Origin of the sequence: Azospirillum sp. 11R-A (genome assembly GCF_049472615.1) — a bacterium.
Classification (GTDB): domain Bacteria; phylum Pseudomonadota; class Alphaproteobacteria; order Azospirillales; family Azospirillaceae; genus Azospirillum; species Azospirillum palustre.
The window spans coordinates 18877-37751 of sequence record NZ_JBCEBL010000014.1 but is presented as its reverse complement, the minus strand read 5'-3'; the positions used below and the strand labels follow the sequence as shown (position 1 = coordinate 37751).

The following is an 18875-nucleotide window of genomic DNA, read 5'->3' as shown; positions in this document are numbered from 1 at the left end:
GTATGCCGCAGCGGTTTCATGACTGTCTGCGACAAATGGTCGGATATGGGGAAGGGAACACCATGAAAACCGAGGTAACGCGCCTGCTCGGCATCGACTATCCGATTGTGCAGGGCGGGATGCAGTGGGTCGGGCTGGCGGAGCTGGCCGCCGCCGTATCGAATGCCGGCGGCCTGGGCATCCTGACCGCACTGACCCAGCCGACGCCGGAGGATCTGGCGCGTGAGATCGAGCGGTGCCGCGCGATGACGGACCGGCCATTCGGCGTGAACCTGACCATGCTGCCCGCGGTGAAGCCGCCGCCCTACGAACGCTATCTCGACGTCATCATCGACAGCGGCATCACCATCGTCGAGACGGCCGGCAACAGCCCGCGCGCCTTCGTGGAGCGGATGAAGGCCCATGGCATCCGCATCCTGCACAAATGCACCAGCGTCCGCCATGCGCTGAGCGCCGAACGGGCCGGGGTGGACATCATCAGCATCGACGGGTTCGAATGCGCCGGCCATCCGGGGGAGGACGACATCCCGGGCCTGATCCTGATCCCGGCGGCGGTGCGGGCCCTGCGGATTCCGGTGATCGCCTCGGGCGGGATCGCCGACGGGCGCGGCATGGCCGCCGCCCTGGCCCTGGGCGCCCAGGGCGTCAACATGGGCACCCGTTTCCTCTGCACGCGCGAGGCACCGGTGCATGACGGCATCAAGCAGGCTCTGGTCGCCGCCGGGGAACGCGACACCAACCTGATCCTGCGCAGCATGCGCAACACCGCCCGCGTCTTCAGGAATGCGGTATCCGACGAGGTCGTGGCGCTGGAGAAGCGCCCCGGCGGCGCCCAGTTCGAAGAGGTCCGGCCGCTGGTTGCCGGCCAGCGCGGCCGGGCGGCCATGCAGTCCGGCGATGTTCAGGACGGGATCGTGTCCGCCGGCATGGCGATCGGCCTGATCGACGACATCCCGAGCTGCGACGATCTGATCCGCCGGATGGTCGCCGACTGCCGCGCCCATCTGCGCCGCGCACTGGCTCTGGCGGAGGAATAGACGGGCGGGGCAGGGCGGGGACTCAGAAGATCAGCTTCAGGATGCCGGTGACGACCAGCAGGCCGATGATGAAGATGATCAGGATGGCCCAGCCGAGAATCTTGAGCATGGTGTGGTCCTTCAATCGCTTCGTTGGCAGCGCCGCCGGCCTCCGGTGACGCCACGGTCATGCTTGGAACAACCCGCAAGGCTGTACGGGGGTTCCCGCCGGACGGGCAAGGATGCCGGCCATGCACCGTGCCGGGAGAGCGCCCTCCAGTCAGCGCGCACAAAAGACGCATAAGGATTCTTATGGAAATTAACTGCTGGAGCAGGGCCGCTTCTCAGGGAAATCCCCTATGGGGAAAATTGCCTGCCGCCGCGCAGGACTTCCGGCCCCGGTCGCGTATAAAAGCCTGACAGCAACCGGGAGCGGGCGGACGACGGCGTGAAGCCTACCGAGGAGACGGTGACGGACGAGGCGTTGATGGCGGACGCCGCGGCCGGCGACCGGAAAGCGTTTGGAACGCTCACGCGCCGGCATCTGCGCCGCAGCATCGCCTTGGCCCAACGGGTTGTCGGGAACGCCGCCGACGCCGAAGAGGTCGCGCAGGACGCCTTCCTGCAGATCTGGGCCAACGCCGACCGCTGGCGCGGCGATGGAACCCGCTTCACGACCTGGCTGTACAGGATCGTGGTGAACCGTGCCATCGACTACAAGCGGCGCCGCAGCTTCGCCCCCCTGGATGCCGCCGACGAGATCGCCGATCCGGCCTGGAGCGCCGAGACGGTGATCGACGGCATCCGGATCGGCGCCGCCGTGGATGCCGCGATCGCCGCCCTTCCCGAGCGGCAGCGGGCGGCGCTCAGCCTTTGCTACCATGAGGAGATGACGTGCGCTGAAGCATCGGAAATACTGCAGGTGTCTGTTTCGGCTATGGAAAGTCTGCTGGTCCGGGCGCGCCGCGTCGTGCGGGCCCGGCTTCAACCCCTGATCCGTCAGAAGGACGGTGCACGGTCATGACGCTCAAAGAGTTCAAACGCTACGCCGAGGCCTATGGCGCCGATCTGGACCGCTGGCCGCGTTCGGCCCGGGTCGATGCGCTGGCCCTTCTGGACGACAGCGCCGAAGCCCGCAACCTGCTGGCCGATGCCGCCGTCACCGACGCGCTGCTCGATGCCGCCTCGACCCCGCTGGTCTCATCCCGGCGCGAGGCCGAGGTCTTCGACCGCATCGCCGACTGTCTGGCGCAGCGGATCGTGCCCGAATTCGTGCCGTGGTTCCTGTCGCGGCCGCCCTTCCGCCCTGCCCCGCTGGCCGGGTTCCTGGCCGGCATGGCGCTGGTCGGCTTCCTCAGCTACAGCCAGGGCCTGATTTCCTTCGAAAAGACGAGCACTCCCAGCCTGTCCGGCGTGATGATCGTCAGCTATCTGGGAGACACGCGATGACGCCGTCGATCCGGCGCCGCTGGCCCTGGTTCCTGCTGGTCGGGTCCCTTGCGCTCAATATGCTTGCCGGCGGCTTCGTCGTCGCCCACAGCTTCCGCCCACCCCCGCCGCCCGGCGGGCCGGACCAGCTGCTGGAACGCTTCGTCGACGATGTGTCGCGGCGCCTGTCGCCGGCCGATGCCACGGTCCTGCGCAAGGCGCTGGACGACGCCCGCCCGCTGTTCGTCCGCATGCATGTCAGCCGGGAGGAGTTCACTCCCCGTCTGCGCACCGCCCTGATGGCCCAGCCTTTCGATGCGGCCGTCGTCAAGGCCATGTTCGACAGCGTCCATGCCAATGACGCCGCCTTGCGGAGCGAGATCGAGGCGCGCGTCGTCGATACCCTTTCCCGTCTCTCCCCCGAAGGCCGCCTGCGTTTGGCTGAAAGCCGCCTTCCCTGATCCTTTCGGTTTCGACCGGCGGCAGACACATCCGGGGTCAGGCCGGGGCGGCATGTTCGTCCCGGCCCTTTTTCCTTTGTCCGAAAACGGACTTTGCGACCGAAAAAGAAAAGGCGGCCAGACGGTATCGCCGCCGGGCCGCCCTTAAGTTGGTTCGGGAGGAAACGCAACCAAGTTGCACGCAAAGATATAGGCCGATATGGTTAACGGCCGATGAATGGAGGGGAGAAATCGCCCCCTACCACTTATTTGCGAAGATCGTCGCCGCATGGTCCCGCTGACGGTTGACCTGCCCTGCCCTGTCTCTCTGACGAAAGGCCGGGGTGGCGTCACCCGCCCCCGACGCGCTATGACAGACGCCCGTTGTTTCGTCACCAGTCCGCAGGATCCCTGCCTCATGCTGTCCATCAGCCAGCGCATCGCCGACGAACTGTCGGTCCGCGAGTCCCAGGTCGCTTCCGCCATCGCCATGCTCGACGAGGGATCGACCGTTCCCTTCATCGCGCGCTACCGCAAGGAGGCGACCGGCGGTCTGGACGACACCCAGCTCCGCACCCTGGAGGAGCGCCTGGGCTACCTGCGCGAGCTGGAGGACCGCCGCGCCAGCATCCTGTCCACCATCCAGGACCAGGGCAAGCTGACGCCGGAGCTGGAGCGCCAGATCAAACAGGCCGACACCAAGACCCGGCTTGAGGATCTCTATCTCCCCTACAAGCAGAAGCGCCGCACCAAGGCCCAGATCGCCCGCGAGGCCGGGCTGGAGCCGCTGGCCGACGCACTGCTGGCCGATCCTAAGAAGCAGCCGGACATGGAGGCCGCCGCCTTCGTCAGCGCCGACAAGGGCGTCGCCGACGTCAAGGCGGCGCTGGACGGCGCACGTCACATCCTGGTCGAACGCTTCGGCGAGGATGCCGAACTGGTCGGCCGGCTGCGCACCGCCATGGCCGACAAGGGCGTCGTCACCTCCAAGGTGATCGAGGAGAAGAAGGCGGAGGGCGCCAAATTTTCCGACTATTTCGACTTCTCGGAGAACTGGTCGAAGCTGCCGTCGCACCGCGCGCTGGCGCTGTTCCGTGGCCGGGCGCAGGGCGTGCTCGACATCCGCCTGGACCTTCCGGTCGAGGAAGGGCAGCCCCACCCGGCGGAGGGCACCATCGCCGTCCACACCGGCATCCGCGACCAGGGCCGCCCGGCCGACAAATGGCTGTCCGACGTGGTGCGCTGGACCTGGAAGCTGAAGATCGGCCCGCACATCGAGACCGATCTGATGGGATCCTTGCGCGAGCGCGCCGAGGATGAGGCGATCCGCGTCTTCGCCCGCAACCTGCACGACCTGCTGCTGGCCGCCCCCGCCGGTCAGCGCGTCACCATCGGGCTCGACCCCGGCATCCGCACCGGCGTCAAGGTGGCGGTGGTCGATGCCACCGGCAAGCTGGTGGAAACGACCACCATCTATCCGCACCCGCCGCGCAACGACTGGGACGGCTCGCTGGCGGTGCTGGCGGCACTGGCGGCCCGGCACAAGGCGGAACTGATCTCCATCGGCAACGGCACCGCGTCGCGCGAGACCGACAAGCTGGCCGCCGACCTGATGAAGCGCCACCCCGAGCTGTCGCTGACCAAGCTGGTGGTCAGCGAGGCCGGCGCGTCGGTCTATTCCGCCTCCGAAACCGCGGCGCACGAGTTCCCCACCCTGGACGTCAGCCTGCGCGGCGCGGTGTCCATCGCCCGCCGCCTGCAGGATCCGCTGGCCGAGCTGGTGAAGATCGAGCCGAAATCCATCGGCGTCGGCCAGTACCAGCATGACGTGGCCGGCGGCAAGCTGGCCCGGTCGCTGGACGCGGTTGTCGAGGATTGCGTGAACGCCGTCGGCGTCGACCTCAACACCGCCTCGATTCCGCTGCTGACCCGCGTGTCGGGTCTGAACGAGACCATCGCCCGCAACATCGTCGAGCATCGCGACCGCAACGGCGCCTTCCGCTCGCGCAAGCAGCTGCTGGACGTGGCGCGGCTGGGGCCGAAGACCTTCGAGCAGGCCGCCGGCTTCCTGCGCATCCGCGACAGTGAGAATCCGCTCGACGGTTCCGCCGTCCATCCGGAAGCCTATCCGGTGGTCCAGCGCATCGTGAAGACGACCGGCCGCGACCTCGGCAGCGTCATCGGCGACGCCCGCTTCCTGCGCGGCCTGAATGCCGAGGAGTTCACCGACGAGCGCTTCGGCGTCCCCACCGTCGAGGACATCATCAAGGAGCTGGAGAAGCCCGGCCGCGACCCCCGTCCGGAGTTCAAGACCGCCACCTTCAAGGAAGGCGTCGAGGAGCTGAAGCATCTCCAGCCCGGCATGATGCTGGAGGGCGTCGTCACCAACGTCACCGCCTTCGGCGCCTTCGTCGACATCGGCGTCCACCAGGACGGGCTGGTGCATATCTCCCAGCTCGCCAACAGCTTCGTGAAGGACCCTCACACGGTGGTGAAGGCCGGCGACGTGGTGAAGGTGAAGGTTCTGGAGGTCGACATTCCCCGCAAGCGCATCGCCTTGACCATGCGCATGGGCGAGGAAGCGCCGCGTCCGGCCCGCCGCGAAGAGCAGCGCCGTGACGAACGGGGACCGGGCCGTCCGCCGCAGCAGCAGGATCGCCGCCCGGCGGCGCCTGCGGCCAAGGCTGCGCCGAAGCCGGCCAAGGCGCCGGAACCGGTCAACAGCGCCTTCGCCGAGGCGTTCGCCCGGGCGCAGTCGGGCAAGAAGAAGTAAGGGTCAGGGAGGGGGCAAAGCGTCCGCCATCAGGCGGACGCCGAGTCCGCCGATAGCGGCGGCGGCAACCCGGTCGACCCAACGCTTGGACCGCAGGTAGGCAGCACGCGGCCGGCCGGCGGAAAATGCCGCGGCGACGATGGCGTACCAGCCGGCTTCGATCAGGAAGATTGCCGGCGGCAGGAAGACGAACAGCCAGACCGGCGGTGAGGCCGGCATCAGCGCGGCGAAGATGCTGCCATAGACCAGCGCCGTCTTCGGGTTGCTCAGTTGCGTCAGCAGCCCGAACAGCAGCGGCCGCATCAGCCCGGCGGGTGCCGTCTGCCCCTCTTCCGCCATCACGAGAGGCTCCGCCGCCCCGCGCCAGATGCGGACGGCAAGGTAGAGCAGATAGGCACCGCCCGCCAGCTTCAGCACCGCATAGAGCCAGCCGACCTGCGACAGCAGGGCATGCAGACCCAGCAGCGCCAGGGACGCGAAGAACACGCCACCGATTCCCATGCCGAGGGCGGTGGCCAGACCGGCCCGGCGGGATACGGCGATGGAGGTGCGGGCGACCAGCACGAAGCTCGGCCCCGGACTGGCGGCGCCGACCGCAATGGCTCCGGCGATGCTGACGAAGGCAAGTGCGGGATCCATGTTCGCTCCCCTTCCGCTCGAAGGTGGCGACGATACCACAACCGCGACAGCCCGCGAATGGCGGACAAAAAAGTCCCCTCGTCCGCGGGGGGAACGAGGGGACGAAGGCCGATGGCTTGGCCGTTACGGGGATGTCATTCGGCCGCCATCAGCATCGGCGCCTCGTCGCGCACACGGTTCACCGCCACATAGCGGTCGAGCGCGTCCAGGCATTCGCTGAGGGTTCCGGAACCGACCGCACGGCAGTCCTCGAAGGCATGCGGTTCGGGGCGGAACCAATGGGTGATGTAGCATTCCTCGCGCCCGTCCAGGCTGAGGGTGAGGGCGAAGCGGCCCTCACGCCCAAGGTGGGCTTGAGCGGCGCGCAGACGCGCCTGGACCTCTTCTATCGTCATGGGATGATATCCTTCCCTTGATGCCGCCTGCGGTCAGGCGGCGTGAGCGAACTTGCCGTCTTCCGAATCAGAATCTTCCAACCGTCGGGCCCAGTCGATGTCACGCGACAGCGAGTCGACAAGGACGCGGGCCGCACCCGCGGTTTCCGCAGGCGTGTCGGACCGCAGCAGTCCCGACAGCCGCATCGCCAGCGTTTCGGCCTCCGCCTCCACCCAGCGGGCGTAGTGGCGGCGGCGCTGGTCACGATTCCAGTACCAGCGCGGCAGCTGCGCATTGGCACGTTCGAACTCGCCTTCCCAGGCGCTCATGCGGAAAAGACCGCTGGGCGACCGGTCGCCGGTGCTCTGAGTCGCCCTGGGAGTGGTCTGGGTCATGACGTTCCGTCAGGCGGCTTCCCGCCCGTCCTCTTCCTCGCGCTTCAGAATCTCGGCCTTCTTCTGGGCGAACAGGCCGGTGATGCGGTGCTGGGCGGCACGGTCCACGGCGCCGATCTCGCGCAGTCGGGTGCCGACGCCCGACCGCCAGACCTCTTCGAGGTCATCGAGGTCCAGGCAGGCCCCCAGCCGGCGCTTCACCTCCGCCTCGAAGACTTCGACGGCGGCGGGTTGCAGGTCCGGGTTGGACTTGGCGGCATAGAAGGCCTCCGATTCCTCCCGGTATTTGCTGTCATCGAACTGGCCCATATAGACGTCGGCGGCCAGACCGATTTGCAGCAGGCATTTGCCGACCGCGTCGGTCATCGACATCTTGAAGCACTCGTCGTCCGGCATCTCCATGCCGTTGCGGCGGCGGACCATCTCGGTCCCGCCCCACTGCGGGCCGGTGAAGCACTTCTCCTTGGTCTCCGGGTCGATGTACCAGACGCGGGCGCAGATGAAGATCATCCGTTCCGCGATGGTCCAGTCGACCTGCTCATAGCCCCAGCCCTTGCCGATCGGACCGAACACCTCCGTCATCATCTGGAAGCGCCAGGTCGGGTCGATCTGCGTGCCGCGGAAGCCGCCGGCACGGGTGAAGGGCTTGGTCGCCTTCGGGTCGGTGCGCTTCAGCCGGTTCCACAGGAACATGGTGTCGATGCGCTGCGGCTCTTCCGCCCGGCTGCTGGCGCCGGCGGATCCCTTGGACCCTTGCGAGCCGCGGCTGCCGCCGGATTTCGCGTCGACCGGAACGGTCTCCGTCACGCTGGACTCGGTCATGTTGGACTCGGTAACGCTCGACTCAGGCGTCTCGGTATCGGCAACGAGGTGATCGGTCTTGCTCATGCGTCCCATGATTTGGGTCCTTCTTGTCCAAACGTTTCGGCTCTCCCCTCACCCCAGCCGGCGGTCAGCGCTGCTTCCAGGCTGAATTCCACCCCGTTCGGGTCAGCGGAGGGCACCCAGGATTGCGCGTCCGCCAGGGCCCGGCGCGGCGGTGCGCCATAGCGCAGGCTGAGCCGGCCCTCGCGGTCGCGTGCGAGATAGAGGCCACCGGACCGGCCATCAGACTTGCCGTCAGCCTTATCGATGGAAACGAACGCGATGCGGGCATCGTCCGGCATCAGCGCCTTGAGCGCGGCCTCGGCCTCCTTCACCTCCAACGCCGCCGCCCGGTTGGCGACCAGCCGGTCGGCCAGCGCGCGGAAGCGGTTGTGCCGCCCCATGTCGAAGACGCGACCGTTCTCATAGGACGGGCCGTCCATCGGCAGCGGGTCCGACGGCTCGACGTCGTTGACGACGTGCCACCAGAAGGCTTCCAGTGTCTCGACCAGCCGCTCGACATCGTCCGGCCGCCGGTCCACCGTCACCAGGCTGTGGCCGGTGGGGCGCAGGATCGACAGCAGCGCACGGTCAAGACCGACCACCTCCAGCTGGTGCTGGACCTGCCAGTGATAGCGGCGGGCGAGATCGGCATCGCTCTGGAAGCCGCTGTTGAACTTCGCCTCCACGATGGTGTCGAGAGCGCCATCGGCCGCGCTTCTGGCCAGGAAGTCGGGGTGGGCGACCATCCAGTCATGCTCGGCGTGTCGGTAGGTGTCGGGTGCTGCAACGCAGACGAGCCCGGCGGCATGGGCGACGAAGCGCGGGTGCAGATGCTCGGTCGCGATTCCGATCTGCACGGCGGCGACGAGATCGAGATTTTCAGGCTCGACCCGTCCGGTCTTCTCGCGCCACAGCGACAGCCAGTCGCCGGCCATCACGCGCGTCGCATCCGACGACCCGATCCGCCCCGCCCGCAAATCCCGCTGTGCCTGAGTGATCGCCATGCTGTTCCGCTTTTCCCGGTTCCAGGCCCTTTCGGGCAATCTTCCCGGATTCGAAGCGTGACCTCTGCTGCGACTTCGCAGCATGTGTTTCGGACCGCCTCACCGGACCCTGAATATGGGATGCGAACATGCAGCTTTCAAGAACAAAACGTGAACCTATGGCTTGGCCATAGACCAGATCAAAGACCTGAAAACACGCTATATTTGGTGTGTTCTGACGAGAGTCATCACAAGTCAAAACGGACGGAGTAGTGGTGACCGTTTTTGCGAGTCGCGGCGGATGGGAACGCGCACCGCGACTCTGTCCCTCACGGGCTTTTACATGCGAAGCGCTCGCACCACGTGAACGGCGACTCCAGCCACATGGGCGCGGTCGAAGGCGGTGGGGTGGCAATCGGGATCGGTCGAAACCGGCATCAGATGGGGTGGAAAGAAGCGGTATCCGCAGACGGTGCCCTCGCTCACCGTCACCACCACGTCGCCGGCCTGCGGCGTCAGCACGTCCAGCGGTTCCAGCACCACGCAGTCGCGCGGCAGCACGCCGGCGGCGTCCAGGCTCTTCGACAGGATGCGCAGCGCGAAGGCCCGGCGGGAGGTGTGTCCGTCCATGGCGACCGACGCGGCTCCCTCCTTCAGCGCCCCGGCCAGGAACGCCTCCCCTGCCCGGCGGCCGAGGTCGAGGAAGATGTGCGCCTGTTCCAGCGTCAGCACCGGCACGCGCGTGACCGGGGCATAGGCATGCTCGTCGAGGAAGCGCGGTTCCGACCCGGCGACGCGGGCCAGACGGGCCAGCGTGTCGGCGCTGGGCACGCTGCCCATCGCCGGATCGCGCAGGAAGCGGGTCAGGTTGGTGGCGGTGACGCCGGCCAGCCGCGCCCAGCCTCCGGCGCTCCAGTCCTTCGCCTCCATGACGCCGGTCATCCAGCGCAGGATGGCTCGCCGCGTGTCGTCCATCGCTCTCCCCTCGGCAGTCCCCCACCCTGTCCTACACGGTCGCGACCGGATGGGGGAAGGCGCGATGGACTAGAAGCCGCTGCGATTTCGCAGTGCCGCCTTGGACTCCGCCGTAGCGGCCCCATCTGTGCGGCATCGAAGCCGACAGCAAGGAGTTGCGACCATGATCGTCACCAGCACCGATTCCATCGAAGGCCGCCAGATCGCCGAGTATCTCGGCATCGTCGCCGGCGAGGCAATCATGGGCGTCAACGTGTTCCGCGACCTGTTCTCCTCCGTGCGCGACATCGTCGGCGGCCGGGCCGGCGGCTATCAGGCGGCTCTGCGCGAGGCACGCGAGGCGGCCTTCGCCGACCTGCAGCACTCGGCCCGCACGCTGGGCGCCGATGCCGTGGTCGGGGTGGACGTCGATTACGAGGTGCTGGGCAAGGAGAACGGGATGCTGATGGTGTCGGTCAACGGTACCGCCGTCCGCCTGCGCTAAAGGCAACTCCTGACCGTAAGCGTCAGCGATGGCGTCTGGACAGGCCGGACCTTATGCGTAGACTCCCCCTCCAGCTAACAATCCGAGGGGGGATGCACATGCGTGGGGTTGTCCGCGGTTCCATCCGGTCAGGCTGCATCGGCGGCCTCGCCATGGCGGCGTGCCTGTTCGGCGCCCTGCCCGTTCTGGCGCTCGACGCCATCGTCGAGAAGAAGGTCTTCGAGATGCCGTCCTACACCACCACCGGTGGCGGGACGATCAAGAATGTCCGCATCGGCTGGGAAAGCTACGGCAAGCTGAACGACGCCAAGGACAACGTCATCCTCATCACCCATTTCTTCAGCGGCAATAGCCATGCCGCCGGGAAATACAAGGCCGATGATGCCGCTCCCGGCTATTGGGACAGCATCATCGGTCCCGGCAAGCCGCTGGACACCGACAAATACTTCATCATCGCCTCCGACACGCTGGTGAACCTGTCGCCCAAGGATCCCAACGTCGTCACCACCGGCCCGGCCAGCATCAATCCGGACACCGGCAAGCCCTATGGCATGAGCTTCCCCATCGTCACCATCCAGGACTTCGTCAATGTCCAGAAGGCGCTGGTCGACAGCCTGGGCATCAAGACCCTGCAAGCGGTGATGGGCGGCTCGATGGGGTCGCTCCAGGCCTTCGAATGGGGGGCCGACCATCCGGAGATGGTCAAGCGTGTCATCGCCGCCATCGGCGGGCCGGAGGCCGACCCCTTCCTGATCGGCTGGTTGAACCTGTGGGCGGCACCGATCAAACTCGACCCCAACTGGAACAACGGCGATTATTACGGCAAGGCGGAGCCGAAGGCCGGCCTGACCGAGGCGCTGAAGCTGGTCACCCTGCACGCCCGCCACTGGAAATGGGCCGACGCCGCCTTCGGCCGCAAATGGGCGGAGGACGGCAAGGACCCGAAGGCCGCGATGGGCAACCAGTACGCCATCGAAGCCTGGCTGGAAAAGGCGGCTTCCGGCCGCGCCGCCGTCAGCGACGCCAACCATTTCCTCTATCTGGTGAAGGCCAACCAGACCTTCGTCACCGGCAACGGCGCCTCGCTGGAGGACGGTCTGGCGAAGATCAAGGCTCCGGTCCTGCTGATCCCGTCGGCCGACGACCTCGTCTTCCCGCCCGACCGCAACATGCGTCCGCTGAAGGACCGGCTGGAGAAGCAGGGGAACGCGGTGGAGTACACCGAGTCGATCACCTCGACGCTCGGCCATCTCGACGGCGTGGTGAACATCGGCAAGGCGGGCGACACGATCGCGCAATTCCTGGCGAAGTAACACACCGGGGGGGCTTTGGACGCCAGAGCCCCCTACTCCCCGCTGACCGGCGCTCCGCGGAAGTTCAGCAGGCTCGGCGCCTTGTCGATGATCTCTTCCAGGATCAGCGACGCCGTCTCCAGGTCGCGGTCCAGTTCCGGGCCGAGCTTGCCGACATAATTGGGCCGCTTCAGCTTTTCCGCGGCATCGTGCAGGCTGCGCAGCTCGGCGACGAAGATCTCGCGGGCCCCCATCGGCAGGATCGGGTTGGCCGACAGCACGAAGAAGAAGCGCATGCTGGCCCGCACCAGAAGGGCCAGCATCACCATGTCCAGCTTCTCGAACTGGTCGCGCAGATCGTCGGAACGCGCATCGACCAGATTGCGCAGGCGCTGCTCGATCAGGATGACCAGCGCCTGGAACTCGCCCACCTTGTCGCGGAAATCGCGGTAGGCGCCGAAGCTGTGCTTGCTGGCCTCATGCTCGGCCAGCTGGGCCAGCTTCGATGCCTCACGGCACTGGCGCTCCAGCGCGCCCAGCAGTTCCTTGACCTCGGTTCGGGTGTATTGGCGCTTGCTCATGGGACTCGGCGGGGTTCGTGCAGGTGTTCGGACTGGCGGTCTGACGTTCCGTCAAGCTATAGCACAACCCATGGGCGGCAACCTATCCCATGCTCAGTGGTCCGCCTTCACCGGCGCCCCCGGACGGCGCACCAGCGGCATGAACAGCAGCGCGCCGAAGAACACCGCCGACATCAGCAGCATGGCGTCGTTGAAGGTCAGGATCAGCGCCTCGCGCTGGACCAGCCCGACCAGCCGGGACATCGCGGCGGCGGTCGGATCGGCCACCAGCCCGTCGAAGCGCTGGCTGAGGCTGTCGACCATCTGCTGCACCTCCGGACGGGCGAGGTTCACATTGTCGCCGAGCCGGTTCAGGTGCAGGGCGTTGCGGTCGGTCAGCACCGTGTTGATCGCGGCCAGCCCGATGGCGCCGCCCAGGTTGCGCATCAGGTTGTAGAGGCCAGACGCGTTCTTCAGCTTGTCCGGCGACAGGGTGCCCAGCGCCACGCTGTTGATCGGGATGAAGCACAGCATCAGCGACATGCCGCGCACCGCCTGCGGCAGGAACAGCTCCCAGAAGCCGGTGTCGGCGGTGAAGTGGCTGTTCAGCCAGACGCCGGTGCCGAACAGGATCAGCCCCAGCGCCAGCATGGCGCGCAGGTCCATCCGCTTCGACAGTGCGCCGGCGATGGGTGCCGACATGAACTGGAAGATGCCGGTCACGAACATGATCTCGCCGATCTGCAAACTGTTGAAGCCGCGCACGCGGGCCAGGAACAGCGGCTGCAGATAGACCGACCCGTAGAGACCGATGCCGAGGATGAAGCTGTAGAGCGAGCCGATGGCGAAGTTGCGGTCGGCGAAGGCGCGCAGCTCGACGATGGGATTGCGGTAGGACAGCACCCGCCAGAAGAAGCCGGCGGCGGAGACGGCGGCCACCACCGCCAGCGCGAAGATCGCCTCGTCGTCGAACCAGTCGTTGCGCGGCCCCTCCTCCACCACATACTCCAGGCTGCCCAGGAAAGCGGCCATCAAACCCAGCCCGAGGAAGTCGAAGCCCTTGCGCAGTTCCGGATTCGGCCGGTCGACGTCGACCAGGAACCAGACCAGCGAGGTCACCAGGATGCCGGGGATGACGTTGGCTAGGAACAGCCAGTGCCAGGACAGGTGCTGGGTCAGATAGCCGCCCAGCGTCGGGCCGATGGTCGGCGCCATGGTGGCGACCAGACCCATCATCACCGACACGCCCGCCCGCTTTTCCGGCGGGAAGATCATGAAGCTGGTGGCGAACACCGTCGGGATCATCGCGCCGCCGATGAAGCCCTGCAAAGCCCGCCAGACGATCATCGATTCGATGCCGCCGGCAAAGGCGCAGGCGACGCTGGTCAGGGTGAAGCCGGCCGCCGCCAGGGTGAACAGCACGCGGGTCGACATGATGCGCGACAGGATGCCCGACAGCGGGATCATCACGACCTCCGCGATCAGGTAGGAGGTCTGCACCCACGAAATCTCGTCGGCGCTGGCGGCGAGGCCGGCCTGGATTTCCGACAGCGAGCTGGAGACGATCTGGATGTCCAGGATCGCCATGAACATGCCGACGACCATCGCGAAGAAGCCGGCGATGTCGCGGGGGGTAAGGGGGCGCATGCCCTGGGCCGGTGTCGCCATGGAACCGCTGCCTTCCGTCGCGGCCGAACGACTGCCGCCCCGGGGGTGTGGCCCCAGGGATGGCTCCGGCCGATAAGCTGCCTGGATCTATTGAGGGGAATTTACGGACAGGGACGCCGCCCCGAAGGGGGAGGAGGAGCGGCGTCCCCGCCGGAGCCGTGGCCGCTTACCTGGCGGCCACCGCCTGCTTGTCGCTCAGCGCGCCGAAGACGCCGCCGCTGGCCAGATGCGGCTGGCTGTCGGCACCGCGGGTGTCGACCTCCGCCACCACGGACAGGCCGGGGCGCAGCAGGCCGGCCAGCGCGTTGTCGCGCGGCAGGGCGATGCGGACGGGAACGCGCTGGACGATCTTGGTAAAGTTGCCGGTCGCATTCTCCGGCGGCAGCAGCGAGAACTTGGACCCCGAGGCCGGGGCGAAGCTCTCCACCGTACCGATCAGATGGCGGTCCGGGAAGGCGTCGACGGAGATGCTGACATGCTGGCCGGGGCGCATGCGCGACAGCTGGGTCTCCTTGAAGTTGGCGACCACATAGACGTCGGGCAGCGGCACCAGCGACAGCATCTGCACGCCCGGGCGGGCATACTGACCGACCTGGACGCCTCGGTTGCCGATCACGCCGTCGACCGGCGCGCGGATCACGGTGTTGTCCAGATCGTTGCGCGCCGTCTGCAAGGTGGCCTGCGACTGGGCCAGATGGGCTTCCGTCTCGGTCCGGGTGGCGCGCAGGACGTTGACCTGCTCGTTCTCCGAGGCCAGCGCCGCCCGCGCCTTCGCCACCTGGGCCACCGCCTTGCGCAGGTCGGCGTCGGCGGTCTCCAGCTTCTGGCGGCTGGTCCAGCTGTCGCTGGCCAGCGAGCGGTTGCGCTCGAAATCCTGCTGGGCGCGGCGCTGCTCGGCCTCGGCACTCGCCAGCGTGGCGGCGGCCTGATCGATCACCGTGCGCTGAAGCTCCAGCTTGCTGTCCAGCGTGCCGAGCGCCGCCTTCTGCGCGGTCACCGCGGCTTCGGACTCCGCCACCTTGGCACGGAAATCCTGGTCGTCGAGGATCGCCAGCACGTCGCCCGTCCGCACCAGCTGGTTTTCGGCGACCTTCACATCGCGGACATAGGCGGAGATCTTCGGGCTGACGACGGTGATGTCGCTCTGCACATAGGCATTGTCGGTCGATTCCATGAACCGGCCTTCCGTCCACCAATGTTGGCCGGCGACGGCGCCACCTGCCAGCACGGCCAGCGCAACGCCCGACAGCACGATCTTCCGCACGCCATTCGCCATTGTCTCTATCCCCAATCCACCGCGGTCCGGTCAGGAGTCCGCCGATGCGCTCTTGCCGGCGCCGTCACGGAAAAGAAACTGAACCGTTCAGTTTAGTCTTGCCGGAAGATGGCGGACGGCCTATCTGTTGTCAAGACCGAACTGAACGGTTTAGTTTTTGTCAACGGGTGTCAGGGGGCTTGTCGGGCGATGCGGAACGCGGTAGGGGCCAGGAACATGGACTCAGGCGAGGCGCGCATGACCACATTGGTTGCCCCCACTCCCGAAGCAGGATCGAAGCCGGCCCAGATCATGGACGCGGCCGGCACCCTGTTCCTGGAACATGGCTACAGTGCCGTCAGCATGGACGCGGTCGCCAAGAAGGCGAACGTGTCCAAGGCGACGCTGTACGCCCATTTCGGCAGCAAGGAGGAACTGTTCCGGGCGATGGTCGCCTGCGAATGCGCGAACTCCGTCATGGCCGGCATCTGGGACGATGCGATGCGCCTGCCGGCGGCCGACGGGTTGCGCCTGATCGGCAAGACCTTCGTCCGCTTCATCGCGTCGCCCAAGGCGCTGGGCCTGTACCGGATGGTGCTCGGCGAGGTTCTGCGCCAGCCCCAGCTCGCCCAGGCCTTCTATGACAGCGGCCCTGCCGAAACCTTCCAGCGCGCGCACCAGTTCATGACCCATATGGTGGAGCGGGGAGAGCTGGCGATCGCCGATTGCGACCTCGCCACCCACCAGTTTTTCGGTCTGCTGAAGGCCAACATGCACATGAAGCTGCTGCTTTGCCTGAGCGAACGGCCGGGCGACGCGGATCTGGAGCGATTCGTCGATGCCGCCGTCGATCTGTTCGTCAAGGGCTATGCACCCGAGGCGCGCTGAGGGGCGGGGCGCCAGAAATACGCTCAATAAGGGTTGAGCCGCAGCGTCCACAAACCCTCAGTTGGTGCCAGCGACAATCCAGTTCCAATAGTCATAAATCCAGCGACAGGCTTCGCCCCCTTCGGCTTGTCACCGGCCAAGGCTTCGTATAGCGTGCCCATGACATACCGGCGTAACGGTGCGTGGCAGGTTTGCGGATGGATTTCGAGACGACCTTCATCGCGCAGGTCATCACCGTCATAGGCTTTGCCGTCGGCCTGTCCATTGCCGTCGCCTCCGGCCGCTACCCGCGTCACATCCGCAACTCGCTGCGCGCCTATGCCTATGGGAAATTGCTGCTCGGTTGCGCCTTCCTGATCGCGGGCTTGCGCGGCGGGGCGGCGCCGGACCTTCTGGTGCCGCTTGCCAACGGGTTGGGGATCGCCGGGTTGGCGATGAACTACACCAGCGTCCGCCATCTCCAGAACCGGCCGGTCAGGCTTCTGCTGCCGGCGGCAGTCGGTCTGGCAGTCGCCCTGGCCTGCTCTCTGCTGCTGCTCGCCGGTGGCGGCATCTCCTATGTCCGCATCCTGACCAGCTTCGCGACCTCTGCCGTATTGCTTGTCATCGCCTTCGAGGTTCTGGTGCGTTACGAGGATCGCGGCATTCCCCATTATGTAACCGGGCTGCTGTCGGCCACATTGGCCATGGTGTATCTGGTCCGCATGGGTGCGGGCATGATTCAGGGGGAAATGCCGGTCGATCAGATGGTGGACGACCGTGTGGAGCGGGTCACCTTCCAGTTGTCGATGCTGGGCACCGTCATGGGTGCCATCAATTACGTCCTGATGGCCAGCGACGAGTTCAACCGCGAACTGGCGAAGCTCGCCCACACCGACGGGCTGACCGGCAGCCTGAACCGCCGCCGCCTGTTCGAACTGGGCGAGGTCGAGTTCCGCCGCGCCCGCCGCCATTGCCGCGACCTGACGGTGCTGGTGCTCGACATCGACCGCTTCAAGGCGGTCAACGACCGGGCCGGCCATCCGTTCGGCGACCGGGTCATCCAGGCGGTGGCCGACTGCTGTGCCGCGCAGATCCGGCGCGAGGATTCGGTGGGCAGGATCGGCGGGGAGGAGTTCGCCATCCTGCTGCCGGAAACGGGTTTGGAGGCCGGCCGGCTGCTGGCCGAACGGCTGCGCAGCGCCATCGAGCGGCAGTTGGCCCAGCTTGGCGCCGAAGGCGGCGTGACGGTGACCTGCAGCATCGGCGGCGTCAGCCTGACGCGGGAACACAGCGAGTTTTCCGACCTGATGGCCCAATCGGACAGCGCGCTCTACGACGCGAAGCATGCCGGTCGCAATCAGGTGCGTTTCTACCCCGCGGTGGCGCTGACCCCTGCGTTGCACGCCTGACAGCCAGAAAATGGACGCGCGGGACCGGTTAGAAAAAGCGGCCCTGCGGGCAATGACGCACGGCCGCCTTTACCCGCGGGGCCGCTTGCCGCATTATCCGCGCCGGTCCCCGCCGGCCGGCTTACTCCGGTCGATAGTCCGGGGCCGGCTTTCCGGGTCAGACCCGGTTCCGTCCCTTCCGGCAACATCGGCGCAAGGTCGTGGTTCTTTCCCATCTCGGCTCCGGCGGCCTGGAGCCGCAGCGGTCGCAGCTGACGCTCGGCACAAAATTCAGGCTCATCAACTGGGGGCTGGTCCTGCTGATCTGCACGATCACCGGGGTCGGCGTCGGGCTGCTCTATTCCGCCGCCGGCGGCCATTGGAAGCCGTGGGCGCAGCCGCAGCTGGTCCGCGCCATTCCCGGCCTCGTCCTGATGCTGGGCATCGCACTGGTCGACATCCGCCACCTGATGAAGTCGGCCTACGTCATCTTCTTCATGGTGCTCTGCCTGCTGATCGCGGTGGAGCTGATGGGCCGCATCGGCATGGGCGCCCAGCGCTGGATCGACCTCGGCTTCTTCCAGCTCCAGCCGTCGGAGCTGATGAAACCGGCGCTGACGCTGGCGCTTGCCCGCTATTTCCACGGAGTGACGCTGGACCAGATCGGCCGGCCGCTGTTGCTGATCCCGCCGCTGCTGCTGGTCTTCACGCCCGTCGCCTTCGTCCTGATGCAGCCCAACCTCGGCACCTCGCTGCTGCTGATCATGGGCAGCGGCGCCATCTTCTTCGCCGCCGGGGTCCGGGTGTGGAAGTTCCTGCTGGTGATCGGCGGCGGCCTCAGCGCCATCCCCATCGCCTGGGAGTTCCTGCACGACTACCAGAAGCAGCGCGTCTACACCTTCCTCGATCCGGAGACCGATCCGCTCGGCGCCGGCTACAACATCCTGCAGTCGAAGATCGCGCTCGGCTCCGGCGGCCTGTTCGGCAAGGGCTTCATGTCCGGCTCGCAGAGCCAGCTGATGTTCCTGCCGGAAAAGCACACCGACTTCATCTTCGTCGTCCTGGCGGAGGAATTCGGCATGGTCGGCGCCGCCACGCTGCTGGCGCTCTACATCCTGCTGTTCATCTATGGCTGGGTGATCGCGCTGAACAGCCGCAGCCAGTTCGGCCGGCTGGTCGCGGTCGGCATGACGGCGCAGTTCTTCCTCTACGTCTTCGTCAATGTGGCGATGGTGATGGGGCTGATCCCCGTCGTCGGCATCCCGCTGCCGCTGGTGTCCTATGGCGGATCGGCGATGATGACGCTGATGATCGGCGTCGGCCTGTTGCTGAGCATGTCGGTCCACCGCGACGTGCGCATCCCCAAAAGCGGCGTCACCGACGTCTGACTTCCGACGTCCGACATCCCCCATTCGGTTCGGTTATCGGCTGAGGTACGCCGGGCAAGTGCCTGTCGCACCCCGGCCG

The 18875-nt window shown here is 66.8% G+C and carries 19 protein-coding genes; 10 read left to right on the top strand and 9 right to left on the bottom strand.

The window, feature by feature from the left end:
• The first annotated feature begins 62 nt into the window (after positions 1–62).
• The 5 genes from VH569_RS19230 to VH569_RS19210 all read left to right on the top strand — a co-directional run bounded on the left by VH569_RS19230 (position 63) and on the right by VH569_RS19210 (position 5657).
• Positions 63–1037: an NAD(P)H-dependent flavin oxidoreductase gene (locus tag VH569_RS19230; RefSeq protein ID WP_423317063.1), complete on the top strand. Its 975-nt coding sequence runs from the start codon at positions 63–65 to the stop codon at positions 1035–1037.
• A gap of 427 nt (positions 1038–1464) precedes the next feature.
• Positions 1465–2040 (top strand): sigma-70 family RNA polymerase sigma factor, encoded by a 576-nt coding sequence (locus VH569_RS19225; protein ID WP_109048329.1) that lies wholly within the window; start codon positions 1465–1467, stop codon positions 2038–2040.
• Positions 2037–2465: a hypothetical protein gene (locus VH569_RS19220; RefSeq protein WP_423317061.1), complete on the top strand. Its 429-nt coding sequence runs from the start codon at positions 2037–2039 to the stop codon at positions 2463–2465. The genes VH569_RS19225 and VH569_RS19220 overlap by 4 nt, the downstream gene beginning before the upstream one ends.
• Complete coding sequence (locus VH569_RS19215) at positions 2462–2905, top strand: periplasmic heavy metal sensor (protein WP_109048327.1); 444 nt, start codon at positions 2462–2464, stop codon at positions 2903–2905. Before VH569_RS19220 ends, VH569_RS19215 begins: the two co-directional genes overlap by 4 nt.
• Before the next feature lie 397 nt (positions 2906–3302).
• Entirely contained in the window at positions 3303–5657 is a 2355-nt protein-coding gene (locus VH569_RS19210) for a Tex family protein (protein WP_423317060.1), read from the top strand.
• Positions 5658–5660: 3 nt separating this feature from the next.
• Here VH569_RS19210 and VH569_RS19205 read toward each other — a convergent pair whose 3' ends face one another.
• From VH569_RS19205 to VH569_RS19180, 6 genes are all read right to left on the bottom strand, one after another.
• On the bottom strand, positions 5661–6296 hold the full coding sequence (locus VH569_RS19205; protein ID WP_423317058.1) for a LysE family translocator: 636 nt from the start codon (positions 6294–6296) through the stop codon (positions 5661–5663).
• A 134-nt stretch (positions 6297–6430) separates the two neighbouring features.
• Positions 6431–6691 (bottom strand): hypothetical protein, encoded by a 261-nt coding sequence (locus tag VH569_RS19200; RefSeq protein ID WP_109048324.1) that lies wholly within the window; start codon positions 6689–6691, stop codon positions 6431–6433.
• 33 nt (positions 6692–6724) lie between these two features.
• Complete coding sequence (locus VH569_RS19195) at positions 6725–7066, bottom strand: hypothetical protein (RefSeq protein ID WP_423317057.1); 342 nt, start codon at positions 7064–7066, stop codon at positions 6725–6727.
• A 9-nt stretch (positions 7067–7075) separates the two neighbouring features.
• Positions 7076–7963 carry a hypothetical protein gene (locus VH569_RS19190; RefSeq protein ID WP_423317056.1) on the bottom strand — a complete coding sequence of 296 codons (888 nt, stop codon included), beginning with the start codon at positions 7961–7963 and terminating at the stop codon, positions 7076–7078.
• The gene (locus tag VH569_RS19185) at positions 7951–8937 is read right to left on the bottom strand and encodes a YqaJ viral recombinase family protein (protein WP_423317054.1); all 987 of its coding nucleotides are present in this window, start codon (positions 8935–8937) and stop codon (positions 7951–7953) included. The genes VH569_RS19190 and VH569_RS19185 overlap by 13 nt, the downstream gene beginning before the upstream one ends.
• 318 nt (positions 8938–9255) lie before the next feature.
• Entirely contained in the window at positions 9256–9891 is a 636-nt protein-coding gene (locus tag VH569_RS19180) for an XRE family transcriptional regulator (protein WP_423317053.1), read from the bottom strand.
• 163 nt (positions 9892–10054) lie between these two features.
• On the opposite strand from VH569_RS19180, the gene VH569_RS19175 reads away from it, so the two are divergent.
• Both VH569_RS19175 and VH569_RS19170 read left to right on the top strand, forming a co-directional pair.
• Positions 10055–10375, top strand: a complete 321-nt coding sequence (locus VH569_RS19175) for a heavy metal-binding domain-containing protein (RefSeq protein WP_423317051.1) — start codon at positions 10055–10057, stop codon at positions 10373–10375.
• A gap of 98 nt (positions 10376–10473) precedes the next feature.
• The gene (locus tag VH569_RS19170) at positions 10474–11688 is read left to right on the top strand and encodes an E22 family MetX-like putative esterase (protein ID WP_423317050.1); all 1215 of its coding nucleotides are present in this window, start codon (positions 10474–10476) and stop codon (positions 11686–11688) included.
• Between the two features lie 32 nt (positions 11689–11720).
• Here the strand turns inward: VH569_RS19170 and VH569_RS19165 are convergent, their stop codons facing one another.
• From VH569_RS19165 to VH569_RS19155, 3 genes are all read right to left on the bottom strand, one after another.
• Entirely contained in the window at positions 11721–12248 is a 528-nt protein-coding gene (locus VH569_RS19165) for a hypothetical protein (RefSeq protein WP_109048318.1), read from the bottom strand.
• A gap of 93 nt (positions 12249–12341) precedes the next feature.
• Positions 12342–13895, bottom strand: a complete 1554-nt coding sequence (locus tag VH569_RS19160) for a DHA2 family efflux MFS transporter permease subunit (RefSeq protein WP_423317048.1) — start codon at positions 13893–13895, stop codon at positions 12342–12344.
• Positions 13896–14061: 166 nt separating this feature from the next.
• Positions 14062–15171 (bottom strand): HlyD family secretion protein, encoded by a 1110-nt coding sequence (locus VH569_RS19155; protein ID WP_423317046.1) that lies wholly within the window; start codon positions 15169–15171, stop codon positions 14062–14064.
• A gap of 237 nt (positions 15172–15408) precedes the next feature.
• Here VH569_RS19155 and VH569_RS19150 point away from each other — a divergent pair, with 237 nt between their 5' ends.
• From VH569_RS19150 to rodA, 3 genes are all read left to right on the top strand, one after another.
• Positions 15409–16038 carry a TetR/AcrR family transcriptional regulator gene (locus tag VH569_RS19150; RefSeq protein WP_423317045.1) on the top strand — a complete coding sequence of 210 codons (630 nt, stop codon included), beginning with the start codon at positions 15409–15411 and terminating at the stop codon, positions 16036–16038.
• Between the two features lie 197 nt (positions 16039–16235).
• Complete coding sequence (locus tag VH569_RS19145) at positions 16236–17429, top strand: diguanylate cyclase (RefSeq protein WP_423317043.1); 1194 nt, start codon at positions 16236–16238, stop codon at positions 17427–17429.
• 200 nt (positions 17430–17629) lie between these two features.
• Positions 17630–18796, top strand: a complete 1167-nt coding sequence (gene rodA / locus VH569_RS19140) for a rod shape-determining protein RodA (RefSeq protein ID WP_109490756.1) — start codon at positions 17630–17632, stop codon at positions 18794–18796.
• The last annotated feature ends 79 nt before the right edge of the window (positions 18797–18875 follow it).